General features: G+C 54.3%; 16 protein-coding genes. 12 read left to right on the forward strand and 4 right to left on the reverse strand.

All coding sequences use genetic code 11. The features are described from left to right. Window positions 1-11 precede the first annotated feature (11 nt). The 5 genes from PSAB_RS04965 (at window position 12) to modB (ending at window position 5,434) form a co-directional block, all read left to right on the forward strand. Window positions 12-1,664: an ABC transporter substrate-binding protein gene (locus PSAB_RS04965; protein WP_025333473.1), complete on the forward strand. Its 1,653-nt coding sequence runs from the start codon at window positions 12-14 to the stop codon at window positions 1,662-1,664. 69 nt (window positions 1,665-1,733) lie between these two features. Beyond that, the gene (locus PSAB_RS04970; RefSeq protein ID WP_025333474.1) at window positions 1,734-2,738 is read left to right on the forward strand and encodes an ABC transporter permease; all 1,005 of its coding nucleotides are present in this window, start codon (window positions 1,734-1,736) and stop codon (window positions 2,736-2,738) included. 33 nt (window positions 2,739-2,771) lie between these two features. Further along, window positions 2,772-3,644, forward strand: a complete 873-nt coding sequence (gene nikC / locus PSAB_RS04975; protein WP_051529720.1) for a nickel transporter permease — start codon at window positions 2,772-2,774, stop codon at window positions 3,642-3,644. Between the two features lie 325 nt (window positions 3,645-3,969). After that, window positions 3,970-4,746 (forward strand): molybdate ABC transporter substrate-binding protein, encoded by a 777-nt coding sequence (modA, locus tag PSAB_RS04980; protein ID WP_025333476.1) that lies wholly within the window; start codon window positions 3,970-3,972, stop codon window positions 4,744-4,746. 25 nt (window positions 4,747-4,771) lie between these two features. Further along, a complete protein-coding gene (gene modB, locus PSAB_RS04985) occupies window positions 4,772-5,434 on the forward strand; it encodes a molybdate ABC transporter permease subunit (RefSeq protein WP_038595568.1) in 663 nt (220 codons plus the stop codon). 130 nt (window positions 5,435-5,564) lie between these two features. On the opposite strand, the gene PSAB_RS04990 is transcribed toward modB, so the two are convergent. Together PSAB_RS04990 and PSAB_RS04995 are read right to left on the reverse strand one after the other, a co-directional pair. Continuing rightward, window positions 5,565-6,542 (reverse strand): helix-turn-helix transcriptional regulator, encoded by a 978-nt coding sequence (locus PSAB_RS04990; RefSeq protein ID WP_025333478.1) that lies wholly within the window; start codon window positions 6,540-6,542, stop codon window positions 5,565-5,567. Window positions 6,543-6,735: 193 nt separating this feature from the next. Next, window positions 6,736-6,939, reverse strand: coding sequence for a TOBE domain-containing protein (locus PSAB_RS04995; protein ID WP_025333479.1), 204 nt, complete (start codon window positions 6,937-6,939; stop codon window positions 6,736-6,738). Between the two features lie 351 nt (window positions 6,940-7,290). Here PSAB_RS04995 and PSAB_RS05000 point away from each other — a divergent pair, with 351 nt between their 5' ends. Continuing rightward, on the forward strand, window positions 7,291-8,706 hold the full coding sequence (locus PSAB_RS05000) for a deoxyguanosinetriphosphate triphosphohydrolase family protein (RefSeq protein WP_025333480.1): 1,416 nt from the start codon (window positions 7,291-7,293) through the stop codon (window positions 8,704-8,706). Between the two features lie 102 nt (window positions 8,707-8,808). Continuing rightward, a complete protein-coding gene (locus PSAB_RS05005) occupies window positions 8,809-9,747 on the forward strand; it encodes a TRM11 family SAM-dependent methyltransferase (RefSeq protein ID WP_025333481.1) in 939 nt (312 codons plus the stop codon). Here PSAB_RS05005 and PSAB_RS05010 read toward each other — a convergent pair. Next, on the reverse strand, window positions 9,744-10,700 hold the full coding sequence (locus PSAB_RS05010; RefSeq protein WP_025333482.1) for a D-2-hydroxyacid dehydrogenase: 957 nt from the start codon (window positions 10,698-10,700) through the stop codon (window positions 9,744-9,746). The two genes, PSAB_RS05005 and PSAB_RS05010, sit on opposite strands and share 4 nt — an antisense overlap. 87 nt (window positions 10,701-10,787) lie before the next feature. Here PSAB_RS05010 and thpR point away from each other — a divergent pair, with 87 nt between their 5' ends. The 3 genes from thpR (at window position 10,788) to PSAB_RS05025 (ending at window position 13,162) form a co-directional block, all read left to right on the forward strand. Then, window positions 10,788-11,387, forward strand: a complete 600-nt coding sequence (gene thpR / locus PSAB_RS05015; protein WP_025333483.1) for an RNA 2',3'-cyclic phosphodiesterase — start codon at window positions 10,788-10,790, stop codon at window positions 11,385-11,387. 85 nt (window positions 11,388-11,472) lie between these two features. Then, window positions 11,473-12,423, forward strand: coding sequence for a cell wall hydrolase (locus PSAB_RS05020; protein ID WP_025333484.1), 951 nt, complete (start codon window positions 11,473-11,475; stop codon window positions 12,421-12,423). A gap of 55 nt (window positions 12,424-12,478) precedes the next feature. Then, entirely contained in the window at window positions 12,479-13,162 is a 684-nt protein-coding gene (locus PSAB_RS05025; protein ID WP_025333485.1) for a metal-dependent hydrolase, read from the forward strand. Between the two features lie 120 nt (window positions 13,163-13,282). Here PSAB_RS05025 and PSAB_RS05030 read toward each other — a convergent pair whose 3' ends face one another. Then, window positions 13,283-14,470 carry an MGDG synthase family glycosyltransferase gene (locus PSAB_RS05030; RefSeq protein WP_025333486.1) on the reverse strand — a complete coding sequence of 396 codons (1,188 nt, stop codon included), beginning with the start codon at window positions 14,468-14,470 and terminating at the stop codon, window positions 13,283-13,285. A 282-nt stretch (window positions 14,471-14,752) separates the two neighbouring features. On the opposite strand from PSAB_RS05030, the gene PSAB_RS05035 reads away from it, so the two are divergent. Together PSAB_RS05035 and PSAB_RS05040 are read left to right on the forward strand one after the other, a co-directional pair. Next, window positions 14,753-15,337 (forward strand): TetR/AcrR family transcriptional regulator, encoded by a 585-nt coding sequence (locus PSAB_RS05035; RefSeq protein WP_025333487.1) that lies wholly within the window; start codon window positions 14,753-14,755, stop codon window positions 15,335-15,337. Between the two features lie 228 nt (window positions 15,338-15,565). Further along, complete coding sequence (locus PSAB_RS05040; protein WP_025333488.1) at window positions 15,566-17,917, forward strand: YhgE/Pip family protein; 2,352 nt, start codon at window positions 15,566-15,568, stop codon at window positions 17,915-17,917. Window positions 17,918-18,162 lie beyond the last annotated feature (245 nt).

An 18,162-nucleotide genomic window follows, 5' to 3' on the forward strand; every position in this document is an offset into this window, starting at 1 on the left:
TTTTAACGAAAATGAAGAAATGGGGCAGTCTGGCTTTAACTTTGATGCTTGGCGCGGGTCTCGTGCTGAGCGGCTGCGGCGGCAACGACGCAAGCTCGAATAACGGCGCGGCGGCAACCAGTTCGCCGGCAAGCACGGCAACTGCCGGCGCATCAACGCAGGATACGTTGGTGGTGGGACGTGGCGGCGACTCCGCTTCGCTCGATCCGGCGATTGTTACCGACGGCGAATCTTTGAAGATCGCGCACCAGGTATTTGATTCCCTGCTCGAGTACAAGCCGGGAACCTCCGAAGTTCAGCCTTCCCTGGCGGATAGCTGGGAAGTATCGCCGGACGGCCTGACTTATACGTTCAAGCTGCATCCGGGCGTTAAGTTCCATGACGGTACAGATTTCAACGCTGAGGCGGTTGTATTCAACTTCCAGCGCTGGAGCGATCCGAAGAGCGAGTTCAAATTCGAAGGCGATTCCTTCGATTACTATGATTCCATGTTCGGGCCGGACGGCGCGCGTGTAATTAAGGAAGTGAAGGCGGTCGACGACCTGACTGTACAATTTACGCTGAATCAGCCGCAGGCTCCGTTCCTGCAAAACCTGGCGATGACTTCCTTCGGCATCGGAAGCCCGGCAGCGATCAAAGAAAAGAAAGCGAACTTCAAGAACGAGCCGGTCGGCACAGGCCCATTCGTCTTCAAGGAATGGAAGCATAACGATTCCATTACGCTCGACAAGAACGCAAACTACTGGAAAGCAGGCCTTCCGAAGCTGAACAAGGTGATCGTCCGTTCCATTCCGGACAACTCCGCACGCTTCAACGCGCTGCAAAACGGCGAAATCGACCTGATGGAAGATTTGAGCCCTGACGATCTGTCCACACTGGAAGGCAACACCGATCTGCAAAAGATCGAACGTCCTCCGTTTAACGTGGCCTATCTGGGCTTCAACTTCAAGAAGAAGCCTTTCGACAACGTAAAAGTAAGACAGGCGCTGAACTATGCAGTGAACAAACAAGCCATCATCGACGCATTCTTCGCCGGACAGGCGCAGCCGGCCGTCAACCCGATGCCGCCGTCCCTGTGGGGCTATAACGACCAGGTGAAGGACTATGAGTACAACCTGGACAAAGCGAAGCAATTGCTGGCCGAAGCCGGTTACCCGAACGGCCTGCCGGATACGGTAACCCTGTACGCCATGCCGGTATCCCGTCCTTACATGCCGGACGGCAAGAAGGTCGCCGAAGCGATTCAGGCGGACTGGGAGAAAATCGGCGTGAAGACCGTGATCGAGTCTCCGGAATGGGCGACTTATCTGGATGACACCAAAGCCGGTGAGAAGGACGACATCTACATGCTCGGCTGGACGGGCGACAACGGCGACCCTGACAACTTCCTGTACACGCTGCTGGACAAGGATGCCATCCCGGGCAACAACCGCACCTTCTACGTGAATGAAGATCTTCACAAGCTGCTGATCAATGCGCAGAAGGAGACGGACCAAGCGAAGCGTGCCGACCTGTACAAACAGGCTCAAGTCATCATCAAAGAAGACGCTCCTTGGATTCCGCTCGTGCATACCACTCCGCTGCTTGCGGCCAAAGCAAACCTGAAAGGCTTTGTTCCTGGACCGACAGGTACGGAATATTACAGCGAAGTTTACTTCGAATAGCTTCATAGCACACGATCTTGCCGTCGCTAAAGAGCGGCGGCAAGCCCGTGTAAGGAAGGTGATCCGTTCTTGAGTTCCTACTTATTAAAACGTGTCATGGTGCTGATTCCCGTGCTGATCGGGATGACGATAATCGTATTCTCCATCATTCATGCCATTCCGGGAGATCCGGCGGAGACGATTCTGGGCCAAAAGGCGACAGAGCAGTCCAAGCAGGCGCTGCGGGAACAGCTCGGCCTCGACAAGCCCTGGATATCGCAGTACTTTGATTATATGGGCGATCTGCTAAAAGGCGATTTGGGTTCCTCTATTCGCACCAAGACGCCGATTGCCAAAGAAATCGTTCCTTACCTGGCGGCAACGCTGGAGCTTACGGTGGCCGCAATGCTGTTCGCCACCTTTGTCGGCGTAAATGCCGGCATTTTGAGCGCTTGGAAGCAGAATTCATGGTTTGACTATACCGCGATGATTATCGCGCTGATCGGCGTGTCCATGCCGATATTCTGGCTTGGCCTCATGGAACAACTCGTGTTTGCGTTAAAGCTGCACTGGCTGCCCTCGATCGGAAGGATGGATCAGCGGGACCCGGTGGAGAGCATTACGAACCTGTATGTCATCGACAGTATTTTGGCGGGACGCTGGGATCAGCTTTGGACCGTCATCAAGCATTTGATTCTCCCGAGCATTGCGCTCGGAACGATTCCGATGGCGATTATCGCCCGGATGACCCGCTCCAGCATGCTGGAGGTCATGAATTCGGACTATATCCGCACGGCCAAAGCCAAAGGATTGTCACAGTTTGTCGTTGTGTACAAGCACGCTTTGAAAAATTCGCTGATTCCCGTGCTGACCGTCGTTGGTCTGCAGACGGGAGCCCTGCTCGGCGGGGCGGTGCTGACAGAGACGATCTTCGCCTGGCCGGGCGTGGGACGGTATATATTTGAAGCGATCAGCTCGCGCGATTATCCGGTTATCCAATCCGGAATTCTGATCATCGCTTTTATTTTCGTTATTATCAATCTGCTTGTGGATCTGCTGTATGCCGTCATCGATCCGCGCATTCAATACAAGTAAGGAGGGAACCTTTTGTCACAGGCATCATTGAATATGAATCCGGAAACGGCTGCTGCCGAAAAGGTCTCCGGCCCTTGGCGCGACGCGTGGAAGGCATTCCGCAAAAATAAAACGGCGATGCTCGGACTCGGCATCATCGTGTTCTTCATCCTGATCGCGGTGCTGGCGCCGTTCATTGCCCCATACGATTACAAGGAGCAGGTGCTGATGGACCGGCTGAAGGCGCCGTCCGCGGATCATTGGTTCGGAACGGACGACCTTGGCCGGGATATGTTCACCCGTATTATCTATGGCGCGCGCATTTCGCTTTGGGTGGGCTTCTTCTCCGTCATCGGCTCCATTATCGTTGGCACCGTGCTCGGCGTTCTGGCCGGGTTCTACGGCAAATGGATTGACATGCTCATTTCGCGTCTGTTCGATATCCTGCTCGCGTTTCCGAGCATTCTGCTGGCGATCGCCATCGTGGCCATTCTCGGGCCGTCGCTGCAGAACGCACTCTACGCCATCGCCATCGTCAACATTCCGACCTACGGCCGGCTTGTGCGCGCGAAGGTGCTCAGCCTGAAGTCGGAGGAGTATATTACGGCGGCGCGGGCCATCGGCATGAAGAACACCCGCATTCTGCTCACGCATATTCTGCCGAACAGCCTGACGCCGATTATCGTGCAGGGAACGCTCGGCATCGCCACCGCGATTATTGAAGCGGCTGCGCTCGGCTTTCTTGGTCTCGGCGCCCAGCCGCCGGAACCTGAGTGGGGCAAGATGCTGTCGGATTCCCGCCAGTTTATCCAGAAGGCGCCCTGGACGGTCGTCTTCCCAGGCCTGTCTATTATGCTGACCGTGCTCGGTTTCAATCTGATGGGCGACGGTCTGCGCGATGTGCTTGATCCCCGGACGAAAAATTAACAGTTTCATAGTTTCCCATACCCTTCAGATTCTTGAGTGCGGCTTTAAGCCAAGCGCCAAGGGCTGGAGGGTATTTTTTTGCGGAAAGATAATCCCGGCTTTGAATCTTGCGAGAAGTGAGGGAGAGAAGTGAGGGAGAGCCGTGAGAAAGGTGTGTGAGGTTAATTGCCTTGAATTATCTCATGTTATTTCGACAAGAATTCATAAATTATTTTTAAACTTAACAAAAGCACATATATTATAACAAAATATATAGTCGGTTATCGAAATGTGTGCTAGAATAGCTCCTAAATCATATGAATACATACATTGGAGGATTGGGAGAATGTTAAAAAAGCTAGCAATGGTAGTCATGGCGGTGGCATTATTCGCTGCTCTGCCAGCAGCATTTACAGGTAAGGCAGAGGCTGCGGGCAAGACCCAAATTATCGTATCGGCAGCAGCGAGTTTGCAGGACAGCCTGGATAAAATCGCCGTTCAATACGAAAAGGCCCATCCGAATATCGATCTCGTCTTTAACTATGCTGCATCCGGCACATTGCAGAAGCAAATCGAGCAGGGCGCTCCGGCAGACCTCTTCTTCTCGGCAGGCGACAAGCAAATGAAAGCTCTCGTTGATGGTGGGCTCATCTCCACCCACAAAGAACTGCTGAAAAATCAACTGGTGGTTGTAGTTCCAGCAAGTTCGAAGACAAAGCTCACTACGATTTCGCAGCTTACAGGCTCTTCGTTCAAGAAGGTGGCCGTAGGCCAACCGGAATCGGTACCGGCCGGACAATATGCGCAGCAATCGCTGACTTTCAAGAAAATCTGGGACCCGCTGCAAAGCAAACTGGTCTTTGGCAAAGACGTGCGCACTGTGCTCTCCTATGTTGAAACAGGTAATGCGGACGCTGGCTTTGTCTACAAAACCGATGCTCTGACCTCCAGTAAAGTTAAAATAGCTCTGAAAGTAGCCTCTTTCGCCCATAAACCAATTAACTATCCGCTCGGCATCGTAAAGAGCACAGAGCATAAGGCCGAAGCCGAAGCGTTCTACGCTTATCTTCAAACAAGCGCGGCAACCAGCGTATTTAAATCCTTTGGATTTTTGCTCTACTAATTATTAAAGACTGCGGGTTGAGGACATGGACATCAATTGGACCGACTTTATGGCCCCGGTGTGGCTATCGATTAAAATAGCAGTAATAACCAGCTTGGTTGTATTCATCCTGGCGGCGGCGATTGCCAAAGCGATGGCGAACCGGAAGTTTCCGGGCCACAGCCTGATCGAAACCGTGCTCTTGCTGCCCTTGGTTCTTCCGCCTACGGTTGTGGGTTTTGTACTTCTGGTCGTGTTGGGAAGAAGAAGCTGGCTTGGCGAATGGTACGAAAATTTAACCGGTGGAACGATTCTGTTCACCTGGGGATCGGCGGTAATTGCGTCCGTCGTGGTCGCTTTTCCGCTCGTTTACCGCACGCTGAAAGCCGGTTTCGAGGGCGTCGACCGAGATTTGGAAGATGCGGCGCGCGCGCAGGGGGCGGGAGAGTTTCAAGTGCTCCGCTATGTTACGCTTCCGCTCGCCATCCGGACACTTGCAGCAGGTTATGTTCTTGGCTTCGCCCGCGGACTCGGCGAGTTCGGAGCGACGATCATGGTGGCCGGGAATATTCCCAATCGTACCCAGACGATTCCGACAGCCATTTATGTGGCCGTAGACGGCGGAGACATGACGCTTGCATGGCTGTGGGTCATTTCCATTATCGCCATCTCGGCGATCATGCTGATGTTTGTCAACCGGTATTCCTGAAAAGGGACGTATAACGCAGATAAACCCTCCTTCATCCGGCAGCGTAGAGGCTTAATGGATAGGGGAGGGTTTATTTTTAAGTGTTCAGCGTTTGAAGAGTGGGAAAGCTATTTCGTTCCAGCGTAAGGGCTTACGTTTCGTAAATGATATTCCCGGTTTCGGACAAGTCATATCCGTAGATCGAGCCCAATTCATTATGCAGCGCCTTGGAGCGGCATAACTCGAGTACAGCCGAGATCCACTCCCGGTTCTCGGGACGTTTCAGCATCACGAGGTCGTACTTTTCCTGGATTAGCGGAATGAAATCCACGCCTTCAACCATGCGGGCGGCTTTTTCGTTTCCGACGCCGACATCGGCTTCGCCCCGGGCAATCTTCCCGGCAACCGTCAGGTGGTTGATTTCTTCCGTTAAATAACCGTCGATCTTCGTTCCGTCTACACCGTTTAGGCGCAGCTGCTCATCAAGCAGCACCCGGGCCCCCGATCCTCTTTCCCGGTTAACGAGCCGCAGACCCGGTTGTCCTAGATCTTTCCAGCTTTGCAGCCCCTTGGGATTCCCCTTCTGTACATAGAGGCCCGCCGCTCTACCCAACAGGCGGACGACAATGAAGCTGGAGCCTACGAGGAGCTTGCGGATGTAAGGAATATTATATTCGCCCGAATCGCCGTCAAGCAGATGCGTGCTGACGATATCCGATTCCCCGCGGTACATGGAAATCAGACTGTCCAAGCTGCCCGCATAGGAACGCAGCGGGCGCAGCGAGGGCGAGAACTTTTCCAAATGCTGCGCCAGAATATCCAGACTGATATCCTGTCCGGTAATAACGATATCTCGCGCCGATGATCGGAACCCCCCTGGAATAGCGGCATTATGGGCGAGGCCTGTGCTCTGAACCGGGGGCTGTACCGGAGCAAGCATGGGAGCCTGACGTCCGATTCCTCTGGACTGCTGCTTGTACAGTTCAAGATCCGAAGAGTCCACGCGCATTTGTTTGCCGACCCGATAAGAAGAAAGCTCGCCTTTTTTAATAAGATCATAGACCTTAAGCTTTGATATCTTAAGCAGCTGGGCAACCTCTTCGGTTGTATAGGATGTATTGTCGGACATAAAATAAAGCCTCCTAAAAATTGGGCTGCGCCCGGCAGCCGTCGCACTGCTAGTGCATTAACACAAGACTACCTTATTTTTGGCCCGGGCGCAATTATTGCGGGCGGAGAATACAAAAGAACCGGACGCACATCTCCTTGGATGTGTATCCGGTTCTCTTTGCGTCGGATTACCATGAAGCGGGCAGCCGCCCTTAAGCCATGAGCAAAACCGAGGAAGCTTTGAAAAGAGCGGTTACGGTAGAGCCTTCTTTAATACCAAGTTCTTCAAGGGCATCCAAAGAGATAATGGAAGTAATCTTCTGTCCGCCGGCATCAATAACAACCTCTGCATTGATCGGACCTGCTTTGACCAGCGTTACGGTACCTTCCAATTGGTTTCTAGCGCTAAGTTTCATTTGAGAACTCTCCTCTCATTTTTGGGTAATAAAGAGATGTATAGTTAAGTGATTCTTGATGTCCAGTTATAATCAGTTATATCAAAACAAAACCAAAACATATTTGATATAACGAAATTATACTACATAATGTTGGGAAAAACAAGATATTCTGAGTATTTATGATATATTCCGTGAAAATGCATCACTTTACCGAGGAAAAGCGGAATTTTTCCTGAAAAAGAGCGAAAAGAGCGGAAAACGGGATTCAAGTGCGAATATGAAAAATATAAGCGGATTAATGAAACTTTTGCCGAAAATGAACTATAATGAAGTATTAAAGACAGAATGCTATATAAAGGGGTGGGGGATATGACACTGATTGAACAAAGAGAACACCGCCAATATCCGGAGATCACCCGGCAGGAGACGTCGCGGGCCGTATACGAACGCGATTATTCCCGGCTTATCCATTCGCCTACCTTCCGCAGGCTTCAAGGGAAATCCCAAGTATTCGGCGCAGGCACCGGCGATTATTACCGGACGCGCCTGACGCATTCGCTCGAAGTGGCGCAAATTGCCCGCGAAGCGGCCAAGAGCCTGCTGCGCTCGTATCCCGAAGTCGAAACGGGACAAGCCGAAAATCCGGGCCTGGTCATTGATCCCGAGGTCGTCGAATGTGCATCGATCGCCCATGATTTCGGCCATCCGCCGTTCGGACATAAAGGGGAAGAAGTGCTAGACAACATATTGGACCGTATGATTGAGGAGAAGACGACGCAGAAGGCGCTGGTGACGGGCGCGGCGGCGGACCCGGTCCGCAAGCTCGAAATCTTTAATGAGATGCGAACCAAATATGAGCATTTTGAAGGGAACGCGCACAACTTCCGGCTGATCATGTTTCTGGAAAAGCGCGAAAATATCGACGGACTGAATCTGTCGGATGCCGTACTGCTTGGTATCAACAAGTACCCTTTTCCCGGAACGGTGCTCAAAAAAGGGATGTACCAGCATGAGTGGGAATATATCTCGCATGTCCGCTCCGAATGGGGCATTCCGGAAGGCAAGAAGACGCTTGAAGCCCAGTTGATGGATTTGTGCGACGATATCGCTTACTCCGCCCACGACCTGGAAGACGGCATCAAGGCCGGAAAAATCGAGGTTCATGAGTTTTTTATGCGCGATCCGTATATTATCAGGCTGATTGTCGAGAAGATCATGACGCTGGAGGATTCTTTCTGGCACGGATGGACGGAGGAAGCGATACGGCCGAAGGTGGAAGAGGTGCTGGATTCGTTCCTGCGCGTCTGGAAGGAGAAAATGCCGACCTGTGAAAATGATTACTCCCGGACCCGCCGCGAAGTCAAAGCCTATTGGGTCAGCACTTTTGTCGGCAGCCTCGGTGTCATCCCGGACGGCGACTGGAAGAAGGTTACCTTTATTAAGGAAGGAAAAGAAGACGAAGACCTGCTGCGCACGGTAAGCGTCCTGAAAAGCTTTGCCTGGGTGACGATGATCCGCGATCTCCGTGTACAGCGGCTGCAGAAGCGCAGCGAATGGATTGTGCGGAAGCTGTGGGGCGCTTTTGTTGACCCGGATACGTCGAAGGCGATTATCCCGACCGATTGGCTGCAGCGTTTTGAAAAGGACCAGCGCCGGCCAAAACCGATCTGGACCTGGGAGCATATGGTAATCGACTATATTGCGGGAATGACGGATGCTTTTGCCGAGAAAATCTACAATGAGCTGTTCGGGCTTAAAGTCGGCTCGATCTACGATTTGGATTAAAGAGATACTCAATACTGCTTTGCTCTTGACGCCCGGCTTTGCGAAATGCAGAGAGGGCGTTTGTTGTGGACGGCTGTAATAGAAACGAAAGGAGGGATGAGGATGGACTACATAGAGATGCCTTACTTATATATATTTCGAAGTCACGAGAACGAAAGCGGACTGTGCTCTTTGGAGCTGGAGGTATTATTGCAAGGGGATGTCCTGTCTCCGGGACTCGTTATTGCCCGGGAAAAGATTGATCCTTGCCGAAGTCCGTTTATATTAGGCAGAATTGATATTCAATGCGCATCGGAATCGCTGGAAGCCATAGGGGAGTTTGCTGCCGGAATCGGGTTTGAAGCGGGAGAGACCTTTAAGCTGATCTGTCCGAAGGAAGGGGGCGGAACCTTTGAAGAACGCAAAGAGCTGGAGAGAACCGTCGGCAGGCGGATGACCGGCATGGCCGATTTGCGGTCGCCGGACCGCGTATTCGGACTGGTCAAGCATAATGGCATTATTATGCTTGGCGAGTACCATGAGAGCGACAGAAGCTGGCAGGAGCGGAAGCTTAAGCCGCATAACTATTCCACGGGGCTCAGTGTGGCGCTGGCCAGGTCGGCCGTCAACATCGCGGCCCCGCGTCCGGAAGGCCTGCGGGTTCTCGATCCGTGCTGCGGGATGGGGAGCGTTCTGATTGAAGGGCTGTTCATGGGGATGGACATGACCGGCTGCGATCTCAATCCGCTCGCCGTGCGGGGGGCGAAGGGGAATCTTCGCCATTTCGGCTACCCGGAGCATATCGTGACGCTCGGGGACATGAGAAATCTGTTCGGCCGTTATGACGCGGCTGTGCTGGACATGCCTTATAACCTGTGCTCCGTTCTCTCGCCGGCGGACACAAGAGAAATGCTCGAAGCTCTCCGCCGGTTAACCGGCCGCGCGGTCATTATTTCCACGCAGCCGGTTCAGGAGAGTATTGTCGCGGCCGGCTTTGAAATCAAAGGCGGCTGCACGGTGTTCAAGGGAACCTTCAGACGGTCGCTCTGGCTCTGCCTTTAATATTGGCGGAGGTAGTCAACCACATTGACCGTGGGAGCGCCATGAGCCAAATAAGATTTCATATTTTCGGTAAAAATACCGACGAGGCGGTTGCTGTAATGATCGGTCAAGCCGGCGACGTGGGGAGTGATGATCACCTGCTTCATGTCCCATAAGGGATGATCTTCGGGCAGCGGTTCCGCTTCGAACACATCCAGCCCCGCGCCGCGAAGCCTTCCGTTCTCCAGCGCTTCGATCAACGCCTCCGTATCGGTGGTGCCTCCGCGGCCGATATTGATGTAATAGGAGCCCTCCTTAAATGAGGAGAACACGGAGGCATCGAACAGACCGCGGGTCTCGCCTGTAAGCGGGAGCGTGTTAATGACAAAATCGCCCTCGGCCACGGCATCCTTAAGCCGGCTGGTCGTGTACATGGCGTCAAAGCCGGGCAGCGGATCATCAATCCGGCGCACGCCTATGGTTCTCATTCCGAAAGCTTTGGCGATTCTGGCCGTTGCGGCTCCGATTTCGCCGGTGCCGGCGATGACAACTGTCTTGCCCGTCAGCTCGGTCTCGGTTTCATCCGAATTCCAGATACGGCGGTCCTGATTGCGGATGGCTGTATGCAGGTTGCGAACGAACATCAGCATATATCCGAAGATAACCTGGGAGATCGGTTCGGCGTGCACGCCGCTGGCGTTGGTCAGCACAATTCCCCGCTGCTCCAGCCGGTCAAGCGGCAGCTTGTCGACTCCGGCAGACCAGGCCTGAACCCAGCGGAGCGGAGTGCCTTCGCGAAGCAGGAGGCCTGAAATTCCTTTCGCCCAGCTGATCACGATTTCCGCCTCGGCAAGCGCTTCAAGATCCGGCTGTTTGGCGTCGCACTGCACAAAGGTATAGCCGGGAGCGGCCTTGCGGATCGCTTCCACTTGTTCTTTTGTCAAAGGCTGCAGACATACAATCGATTTTGCCACAATCGTCCCTCCCGACAGTAAACTTTATTAATTAGAAGCTTAATATTCCATAAGCATAGCAAATCCGCGAAGAAAGGTGAAATGAACATGGATGACGGAATAAAGAACGGCAAGAGGGACATGACTCCCGAGAGATTGTTTACGGCTGTAAGATTGTCCCCCGAACTTCGCGGAGCCGCTTCAGACATGTGCCGCAGGCTCTCCCGGGAGCTGCCCTTTGCAAAATGGACGCATGAGGAGGACTACCACATTACACTCCAGTTTCTGGGCGATACCGACCCGAGGAGCATTCCCGAGCTAGTGTCGGCGCTGAAGAAGTCCGCGGCGGACTTCGGGCCATTCACCTTGTCGCTGCGCGGCACGGGCGTCTTCGGCCCTCCGTCGGCACCGCGCGTTCTGTGGGCGGGATTGGACGGAGAAACGGACCGGCTAAGGGAATTGCACAGCCGGATTGTGTCAGCTACGGAACCGCTGGGATTTCGCGCCGAGGAGCGTGCGTACAAGCCCCATGTGACGCTGGCCCGCAAATACAGGGGGGAGCGGGGGTTTGACTCCCAATATCTTGATGCGCTCACACGGGAAGAGAGCGTTCTGCAGGCACCCTGGAGAGTGGATGAGTGGGTTCTTTTTGCAACGCGGATGCATAACAAACCGATGTATGAAATTGTCGAAAAAATAAAAATTTAATAAAAAAAGAAGGTTAAACCTGTTCAAACCTCTCATTTTCGGTTACATATAGTTAGGAATGTGCCGTGAAATTAGGAGGAATGAAATGTCTGTATTCAAATTGAACCGCTGGGTGATGCCGCTGTTCGGCGTTATTCTGGTGTGTTTCTCTGCGATAATTTTGCTTGTGCCCGGACTGGGCCGGAGCGAAGAGCGGGACAAGGTCCACCTGGGCCGATGGCAGTCTCCGCGTCTTTCGTCTGCGGCGGACTCGGGCGAGACAGCCGTGCAAACGGCTGACAGGACTAAGCCGGCGGCGAAATCGGGCCGGACGGCGCGAATCGCCATCGTCCGGCAGGTCCAGCCCAAGCTGTCCGATGTATACCGGTCACCCCGGCACGCCTGGGAGCCCATGCTCGCCGCCGAATGGCTGAGCGCCAAAGCGTGGCGCCGGACGGCTCAAGCCACCTCGCTCGAAGCGCCAAGGGGCGGGACCTTCAAGGCCGCCGCCGTAAGCATCCCGCAAAGCGTGCGGGAAGCAAGGCGTAAGGCAGCTATCGGGGTGAAGGCGGGCCAGTCCGCGGTCAATAAGGCTGCCGCATCCAAGCTACATCCCCCTGCAATACTCTACTTCTCACGGAACAGGCTGTTAAGCCGGGAAGAGCGTCATCAGGCGACCCGGAGCTACGCGGTATCCGTAGAAGATGTGCTTCTGCTGGAGCGAATCGTCATGGCAGAGGCAGAAGGCGAACCGTACAAGGGCAAGGTGGCAGTCGCCAACGTTGTCCTAAACCGGCTGCGGTCAGCCAATTTTCCCGATACGATCAAAGAAGTGATCTACCAGAAATATCAGTTCAGCCCCGTAGCCAACGGGCGGCTGAATCGGGTCAAGCCTAACCGTGAATCGGTCCGGGCGGTGGCTGATGCGCTTTCCGGAGTGAAGGCCGTCACCGACGATACCTATTATTTTCTTTCGCTTACGCTGGCCCAGGATCTTAGCGTGCATCATTCCCGAACTTTTTCCAAAAAAATTGGAAATCACAGCTTTTATAGATAGTTGATCTTCCTCGTACAGGGTAATCTAACTATATGTACAGAGGAGGGGAAAAATTATGAAAATTACTTACTACGGCCATTCCGCGCTGCTGGTTGAAGGGACTGGCGCCAGCATTATCATTGATCCGTTCTTGTCGGGGAATCCTCATTCGGGAATCGCGCCGGGAGATATCCGGGTGGACGCCGTACTGCTGACCCACGGGCACTCCGATCACCTCGGGGATGCGGTGGAGATTGCCAAGAACAACGATTGCCCGATCTTCGCGGTCTACGAGCTTGCGGAATACTGCCGGATTAAAGGCGCAAAAGTCAAGCACTTGAATATTGGCGGCGGGCTTACCTATTCCGGATTCACCGTAAAATATACCCCCGCCTTCCACTCCTCGTCCATACAGGAGGGAGACTACTGGATTTATCTTGGCCAGCCTGCGGGAATCCTGCTGAACCTTGACGGTAAAACGCTGTTCCATGCCGGGGACACCGCGCTGTTCGGCGATATGAGGCTGATCGGGGAACGCAATGCCATCGATCTTGCTGCGCTGCCGATCGGGGATATGCTGACGATGGGGCCGGACGATGCGCTGCTGGCGGCGCGGTGGCTGCGGGCAGCCAAAGTCATTCCGCTGCATTACAACACGTTTCCGGGTATCGAGCAGGACGGAGTTCAGTTCTGCGACAGGCTGAAGCAGGAGGGCATTGACGGCTATCCGCTGAAAGCCGGGGAAAGTCTGGAGATTTAGTTGAAAAGATGAGCTCGCCGTATCTATCTGTAACGGCGATTTCAGTCCCATCTGACATCAAAAAAGGATGACCGGTGTAAAATCCGGTCATCCTTTTTGCAGTTTCGTGTTAAGCCAAGGTTAAGGCGTCAGATATATCGCTTCATCGGGGCAAGGTTGGGATTGGGCGCTGAGGCTCCCGGACAGATCCTTCGGGTTCCCTAGCATCTCCAGCACCGTTGCCGCGCAGTTCCCCGGCTGGTAACGGTCGGGCGAGAGGCGGCGGCGGCGCTGTTCCTCCAGCTCCGCGTATTCGCGGCGCAGCAGCCGGAACCATTTATCGACGACCTTCTCGGAATCAAGCATCTCGGCAAGTCCGAGTTCAACGAAGTATTGGCTGTTCTTCTCTTCCTGCCCGGGTATGGCCTGATAGAACAGCATCGGAATGCCTTTGGCCAGCGCCTCCGTGCAGGTCATGCCGCCCGGCTTCGTAATCAGCAGATCCGCGGCGTCCATCAGCTTATTGACATCGCTGCTGTATCCGATAATAGTAACGTTCGGATGGCGGAGCCGGGGGTCGCTGCGCAATTTTTCCACCAGTTTATTATTGCTGCCCATACAGAAGACGAGCTGAATCTGATCGATCTTCGCCGTCAGCGCGTTCATGATCTCTTCGCCGAACATCAGGCCCCAGCCCCCGCCCATAATAAGCACGGTAGGCATATTTGCCAGTCCAAGCTCCTGTCTTAGCGTCTCTTTGCTGGAACGTTCCCAGAACTTGGGGTGGACGGGGATGCCCGTTACCGTCACCTGGTCGGCGGGAATGCCGCGTCCCGTCAAAATCGACTTGACCCTGGAAGTGGAGACGAGATAGCGATTCGCCTCTGCGTTAACCCAGCTTCCGTGCGCGTCATAATCTGTAATCAAAGTGTAAAGCGGCACATTCAGCCCCAGATGCTTCAGCCGGGATACGACGGCGGCGGGAAGGGGATGCGTGCATATAATAAGATCGGGCTTAAGCTGCTCGATGACTTGCCGGGCATGTGTATAGAAAACCCGGTGCAGCGCAAGCTTGGTGAACCGGTTCAGTGATCTGTGGTATTGGGTCTTGTACAGCATGCCGACCAGCTTCGGCTGGCTGCTGACCGTCTTGCGGTAGGCGGAAAGAATCCATGGAGCCACCGTCGGGTTCAGAAATTTGCCCAGCTCGATGACCCGGCACTGGACTGCAGGATTAAGGCGCTTGATCCCTTCAGCCAGAGCATAGGCTGCCCCTGTATGGCCCGTGCCAAACCCTTCCGAAAACAGCAGTACTCTTTTCTTTCGCATAATGTCACCCGCTACTTTCCGTATCGATAGAATTGCAAAGTTTGTTACATTCACTATACGCTATTTTTGCTCAGAAATTCTGCCTCATAATCACATTATACAAATAAGACGTAAATAGAAAGTTAAAACACTGCAAAAACTAAAAATAAAACATTCTGGAAGGTATTGCAATCCGGCGGTCATGGTGGTAAATTTATTAATGACTGAATGACTAAATTCGTAAAATGGTCAGTATCGATTGAACAGCATTGCGCAAAGCGGTGGAAAGGACGTGCTTAACCAGTGGCAGCGGTGGACCGAAGGCAGCAGGTGATCAAGGCGGCGGCGAAATCTTTTTCATTATTCGGCTACAAGGCGACAACGATGGATCAGGTGGCGAAAATCGCGAATGTCGGCAAGGGCACCATTTATACTTTTTTTTCGAACAAGGAACAGCTCTTTGACGAAATTCTGCGCGGAGTCATTCTTGATTTGAAACATATCGCCGAACGGGAGATCAGGCGCGACAAGCCGTTCTTCGATAATCTGCAGCGGGTGCTGGACGCCCTGCTGGAATTCCGAAGTGAGCACGAGCTGTTCATCAAGCTTTCCCAGGAAAAGCGCGAATTCGGCACGCCGCAGGCGCAGGAAGGCCTCGACAAGATCGAGAGTGTCATCCTCGGGTATATCGAACGGGAGGTGGAGTACGCCATCGGGCAGGGTCAAGTGAAGCCGTGCGATCCCAAGGTAGTATCGGCGGTTATGCTGAAGCTGTATGTTGTGCTGACTTCGGAGATGGGCAAACTGCGTGAGCCTCTGGACAAGGAGCAGATCAAAGCGTATTTCCGGCTGTTTCTGGCCGAGGGGCTGGAACTGAAGCAGGTGTAAGGAGGAGGCGGAAGGCCGTTCCCGATTAAGACGCTTTTTTGCTGCGGAATTCATTTATGAGGGAAGAAGATAGGAAAAACAACAGCTAAAGAGGGATTCGGCAACATCTTCGAGAGGCTCCGATAGGAGTTTTTCTTATCCCTTTGATTGACCAATCGGGGAAAATAGTCAGTTGTTATTTCAGCAACACAACAGAGTATAAAGAAAATGCATAAGGAGAGGACCGGATTGAAATCATTATCTGTCTTTACCAAAGACGTGGGCGCGGTATTCAAGAAGCCGATGACGCTGATTACCGTTCTGGTCGTCCTGTTCATTCCGATACTGTACAGCGGAGTGTATCTGAAGGCGTTCTGGGACCCGTACGGCAATCTGGATAAGATGCCCATTGCTATCGTTAATGAAGATAAGGGCGCCGATTACGAGGGAACCCGGCTGAATGCCGGGCATGATCTGGTGGAGGAGCTCAAGAAGAGCAAAGACTTCGACTGGAGCTTTGTGAGCCGCGAGCAGGCGGCGGCGGGACTGGAGAAAGACGAGTATTATGTGGCGATCATTGTGCCGGAGAACTTCTCGGCCAATGCGACGACACTGCTGGATGACCACCCGACGCCTGCGCAGCTCATTTACGAGCCGAAGCAGGGCGAGAATTTCACGGCAAGCACCATTGCGAATTCGGCGGCCAAGGAGCTTAAAGCCAAAGTATCCGCGAAGATTACGGAGGCGTATGCGAATTCCGTCTTTGACAAAATCGCCGACATCTCCAGCGGGCTTGGCGAAGCCAGCGACGGCGCCACCAAAATCGCCGACGGGGCCGTCAAGCTGGACGACGGCGCGTCCAAGCTGAAGGATAATCTGGTTGTCCTCAGCGATGGCGCGGGCAAGCTGCTAAGCGGCGTACAGCCGCTGAAGCAGGGGGCCGCCGCGCTCAAGACCGGCGCCGCCCAGCTTCAGGCGGGCGGGAGCTCTCTGGCCAGCGGGCTGAACCGGCTGTCCGCCGCCCATAAGCAGCTTGCGGACGGCGCGGCGAAGTCGGCGGCGGGCGCCAAGCAATTGAGCGGCGGGCTGCAGCAGGCAGCCCAGGGGGCGGCGAAGCTTCAGACCGGAGCGGAAGCTGTTGCGGACGGCGGAGCGAAGCTTAAGAGCGGAGCGATGTCCGTCGCGGACGGCAGCGGCAAGCTGCAAGCCGGGCTGGCTGCTTCCGTCGACGGCAGCGCGAAGCTGGCGGACGGACTGAAGGCCTCGGCCGACGGCAGTGCGAAGGTTAGCGCCGGGGCCAAGAGCGTCTCGGATGGCCTCCAGCAGCTGGCGGCCGCCAATCCTACGCTTGCGGCGAGCGCCGATGTGCAGAAGCTGATCGCCGCAAGCAAGGCGGTGGCCGACGGCAGCGCGCAGCTTCAGCAGAGCCAGGCGCAGCTCGCCCAGGGCGCAAGCGACTTGCACAGCGGCCAGGAGCAGCTGGCGGCGGGCGCTGCGCAGGTGCATGACGGAGCGCAGCGGGTCGCGGCCGGCGCTGGCGAGCTGAACGGCGGAGCGCAGCAGCTGAACGCCGGTGCGCAGCAGCTGGCTGCGGGGCAGCAGAAGCTTGCGGGGGGCGCGTCGGCGCTTGCCGACGGCGGAAGCAAGCTGTCGGCCGGCATGCAGCAGTTCGGGGCGAAGCTCGGCGAGGCGGCGCAAGGCGGCAGTAAGCTTGCGGAAGGCAGCGCCAAGCTGGAATCGGGCGCGTCGGCGTTTGCGGCCGGAGTCGCCAAGCTTGGCGGCGGCATCGGCTCCGTAGCGGAAGGATCGCAGAAACTGGCTGATGGCGCCGGAGACCTGAAGGACGGCACAGAGGGCCTGAAGTCCGGATCAGCGGAGCTTGCGGGCAAGCTCGGCGATGCAGCGGTTAAGACGGACGTCAATCGGACAGACGGGACCGCAAGCATGTTCGCGGAGCCGGTCGAGCTGAATCAGGAAACCTTGAGCAAAGTGCCGAACTACGGTACCGGGCTTGCTCCCTACTTCCTGTCCCTGGGCCTGTTCGTGGGTGCGCTGATCTGTACGATCATCATCTCTCTCCGCAATGTTACCGTGGAGGAGGCGACCGGGTTTAACCGGTTTGTCAGCCGCACGCTGATTTTCTCCGCCATGAGCCTGCTGCAGTCTCTGGTGGCCGCTTCGATCCTGCTCTACGGTATAGGACTCGAAGTGCAGAGTGTGCCGAGATTTTACGCATTTACGTTCATCGCGAGCCTTTCGTTCATGTGGGTGATCCAGGCTCTCGTTACCTGGCTGGATCAGCCGGGCCGATTCGTTGTCATCGTGCTGCTGATCTTCCAGCTCACGACAAGCGCCGGCACATTCCCGCTTGAGGTGATTCCGAAATGGATGCAGTCGATTCATCCGCTGCTCCCGATGAGCTACAGCGTGCAAGGCTTCAGATCGGTCATCTCTACGGGCGATTTCGGCAAAATGTGGAGCGATGCGGGTACGCTGGCCGTTTATGGCGTCATCTTCCTCATTCTGACATTTTTCTACTTTATAACCCGCGGACGCGACTCGCAAACCGAATTAAATAGTGAACAAGTTTTGTCTGTATAACATTTAATGAAATCGCCGCCGGCGGTTTTCACCGGAGCGCCCTTTTGGGGCGCTTTTTGGTGCATACAGGAAAAGAAAACGCTTTCCACCTTATGTTACAAAAGGATTACATGAGTAAAACGTTTTCATTTTATAAGCACTTATTCATTCTTAATGTATAATTATTCATGCAGCAGATTATTTAAGCTTTATTTCTCTAAAGCTGTGACGCAAAAGCTAATCTTAATCGGTATAATAAAAAAGTT

The organism is Paenibacillus sabinae T27 (assembly GCF_000612505.1).
GTDB lineage: Bacteria > Bacillota > Bacilli > Paenibacillales > Paenibacillaceae > Paenibacillus_AQ > Paenibacillus_AQ sabinae.

What these genes read in the sequence shown, in the direction of transcription:
- PSAB_RS05030 (WP_025333486.1), bottom strand. Translation starts at nt 14,470, where the DNA reads ATGCGAAAGAAAAGAGTACTGCTGTTTTCGGAAGGGTTTGGCACGGGC.
- PSAB_RS05025 (WP_025333485.1), top strand. Translation starts at nt 12,479, where the DNA reads ATGAAAATTACTTACTACGGCCATTCCGCGCTGCTGGTTGAAGGGACT.
- PSAB_RS05000 (WP_025333480.1), top strand. Translation starts at nt 7,291, where the DNA reads ATGACACTGATTGAACAAAGAGAACACCGCCAATATCCGGAGATCACC.
- modA (WP_025333476.1), top strand. Translation starts at nt 3,970, where the DNA reads ATGTTAAAAAAGCTAGCAATGGTAGTCATGGCGGTGGCATTATTCGCT.
- nikC (WP_051529720.1), top strand. Translation starts at nt 2,772, where the DNA reads ATGAATCCGGAAACGGCTGCTGCCGAAAAGGTCTCCGGCCCTTGGCGC.
- PSAB_RS04990 (WP_025333478.1), bottom strand. Translation starts at nt 6,542, where the DNA reads ATGTCCGACAATACATCCTATACAACCGAAGAGGTTGCCCAGCTGCTT.
- modB (WP_038595568.1), top strand. Translation starts at nt 4,772, where the DNA reads ATGGACATCAATTGGACCGACTTTATGGCCCCGGTGTGGCTATCGATT.
- PSAB_RS05020 (WP_025333484.1), top strand. Translation starts at nt 11,473, where the DNA reads ATGTCTGTATTCAAATTGAACCGCTGGGTGATGCCGCTGTTCGGCGTT.
- PSAB_RS04965 (WP_025333473.1), top strand. Translation starts at nt 12, where the DNA reads ATGAAGAAATGGGGCAGTCTGGCTTTAACTTTGATGCTTGGCGCGGGT.
- PSAB_RS04995 (WP_025333479.1), bottom strand. Translation starts at nt 6,939, where the DNA reads ATGAAACTTAGCGCTAGAAACCAATTGGAAGGTACCGTAACGCTGGTC.
- thpR (WP_025333483.1), top strand. Translation starts at nt 10,788, where the DNA reads ATGGATGACGGAATAAAGAACGGCAAGAGGGACATGACTCCCGAGAGA.
- PSAB_RS05005 (WP_025333481.1), top strand. Translation starts at nt 8,809, where the DNA reads ATGGACTACATAGAGATGCCTTACTTATATATATTTCGAAGTCACGAG.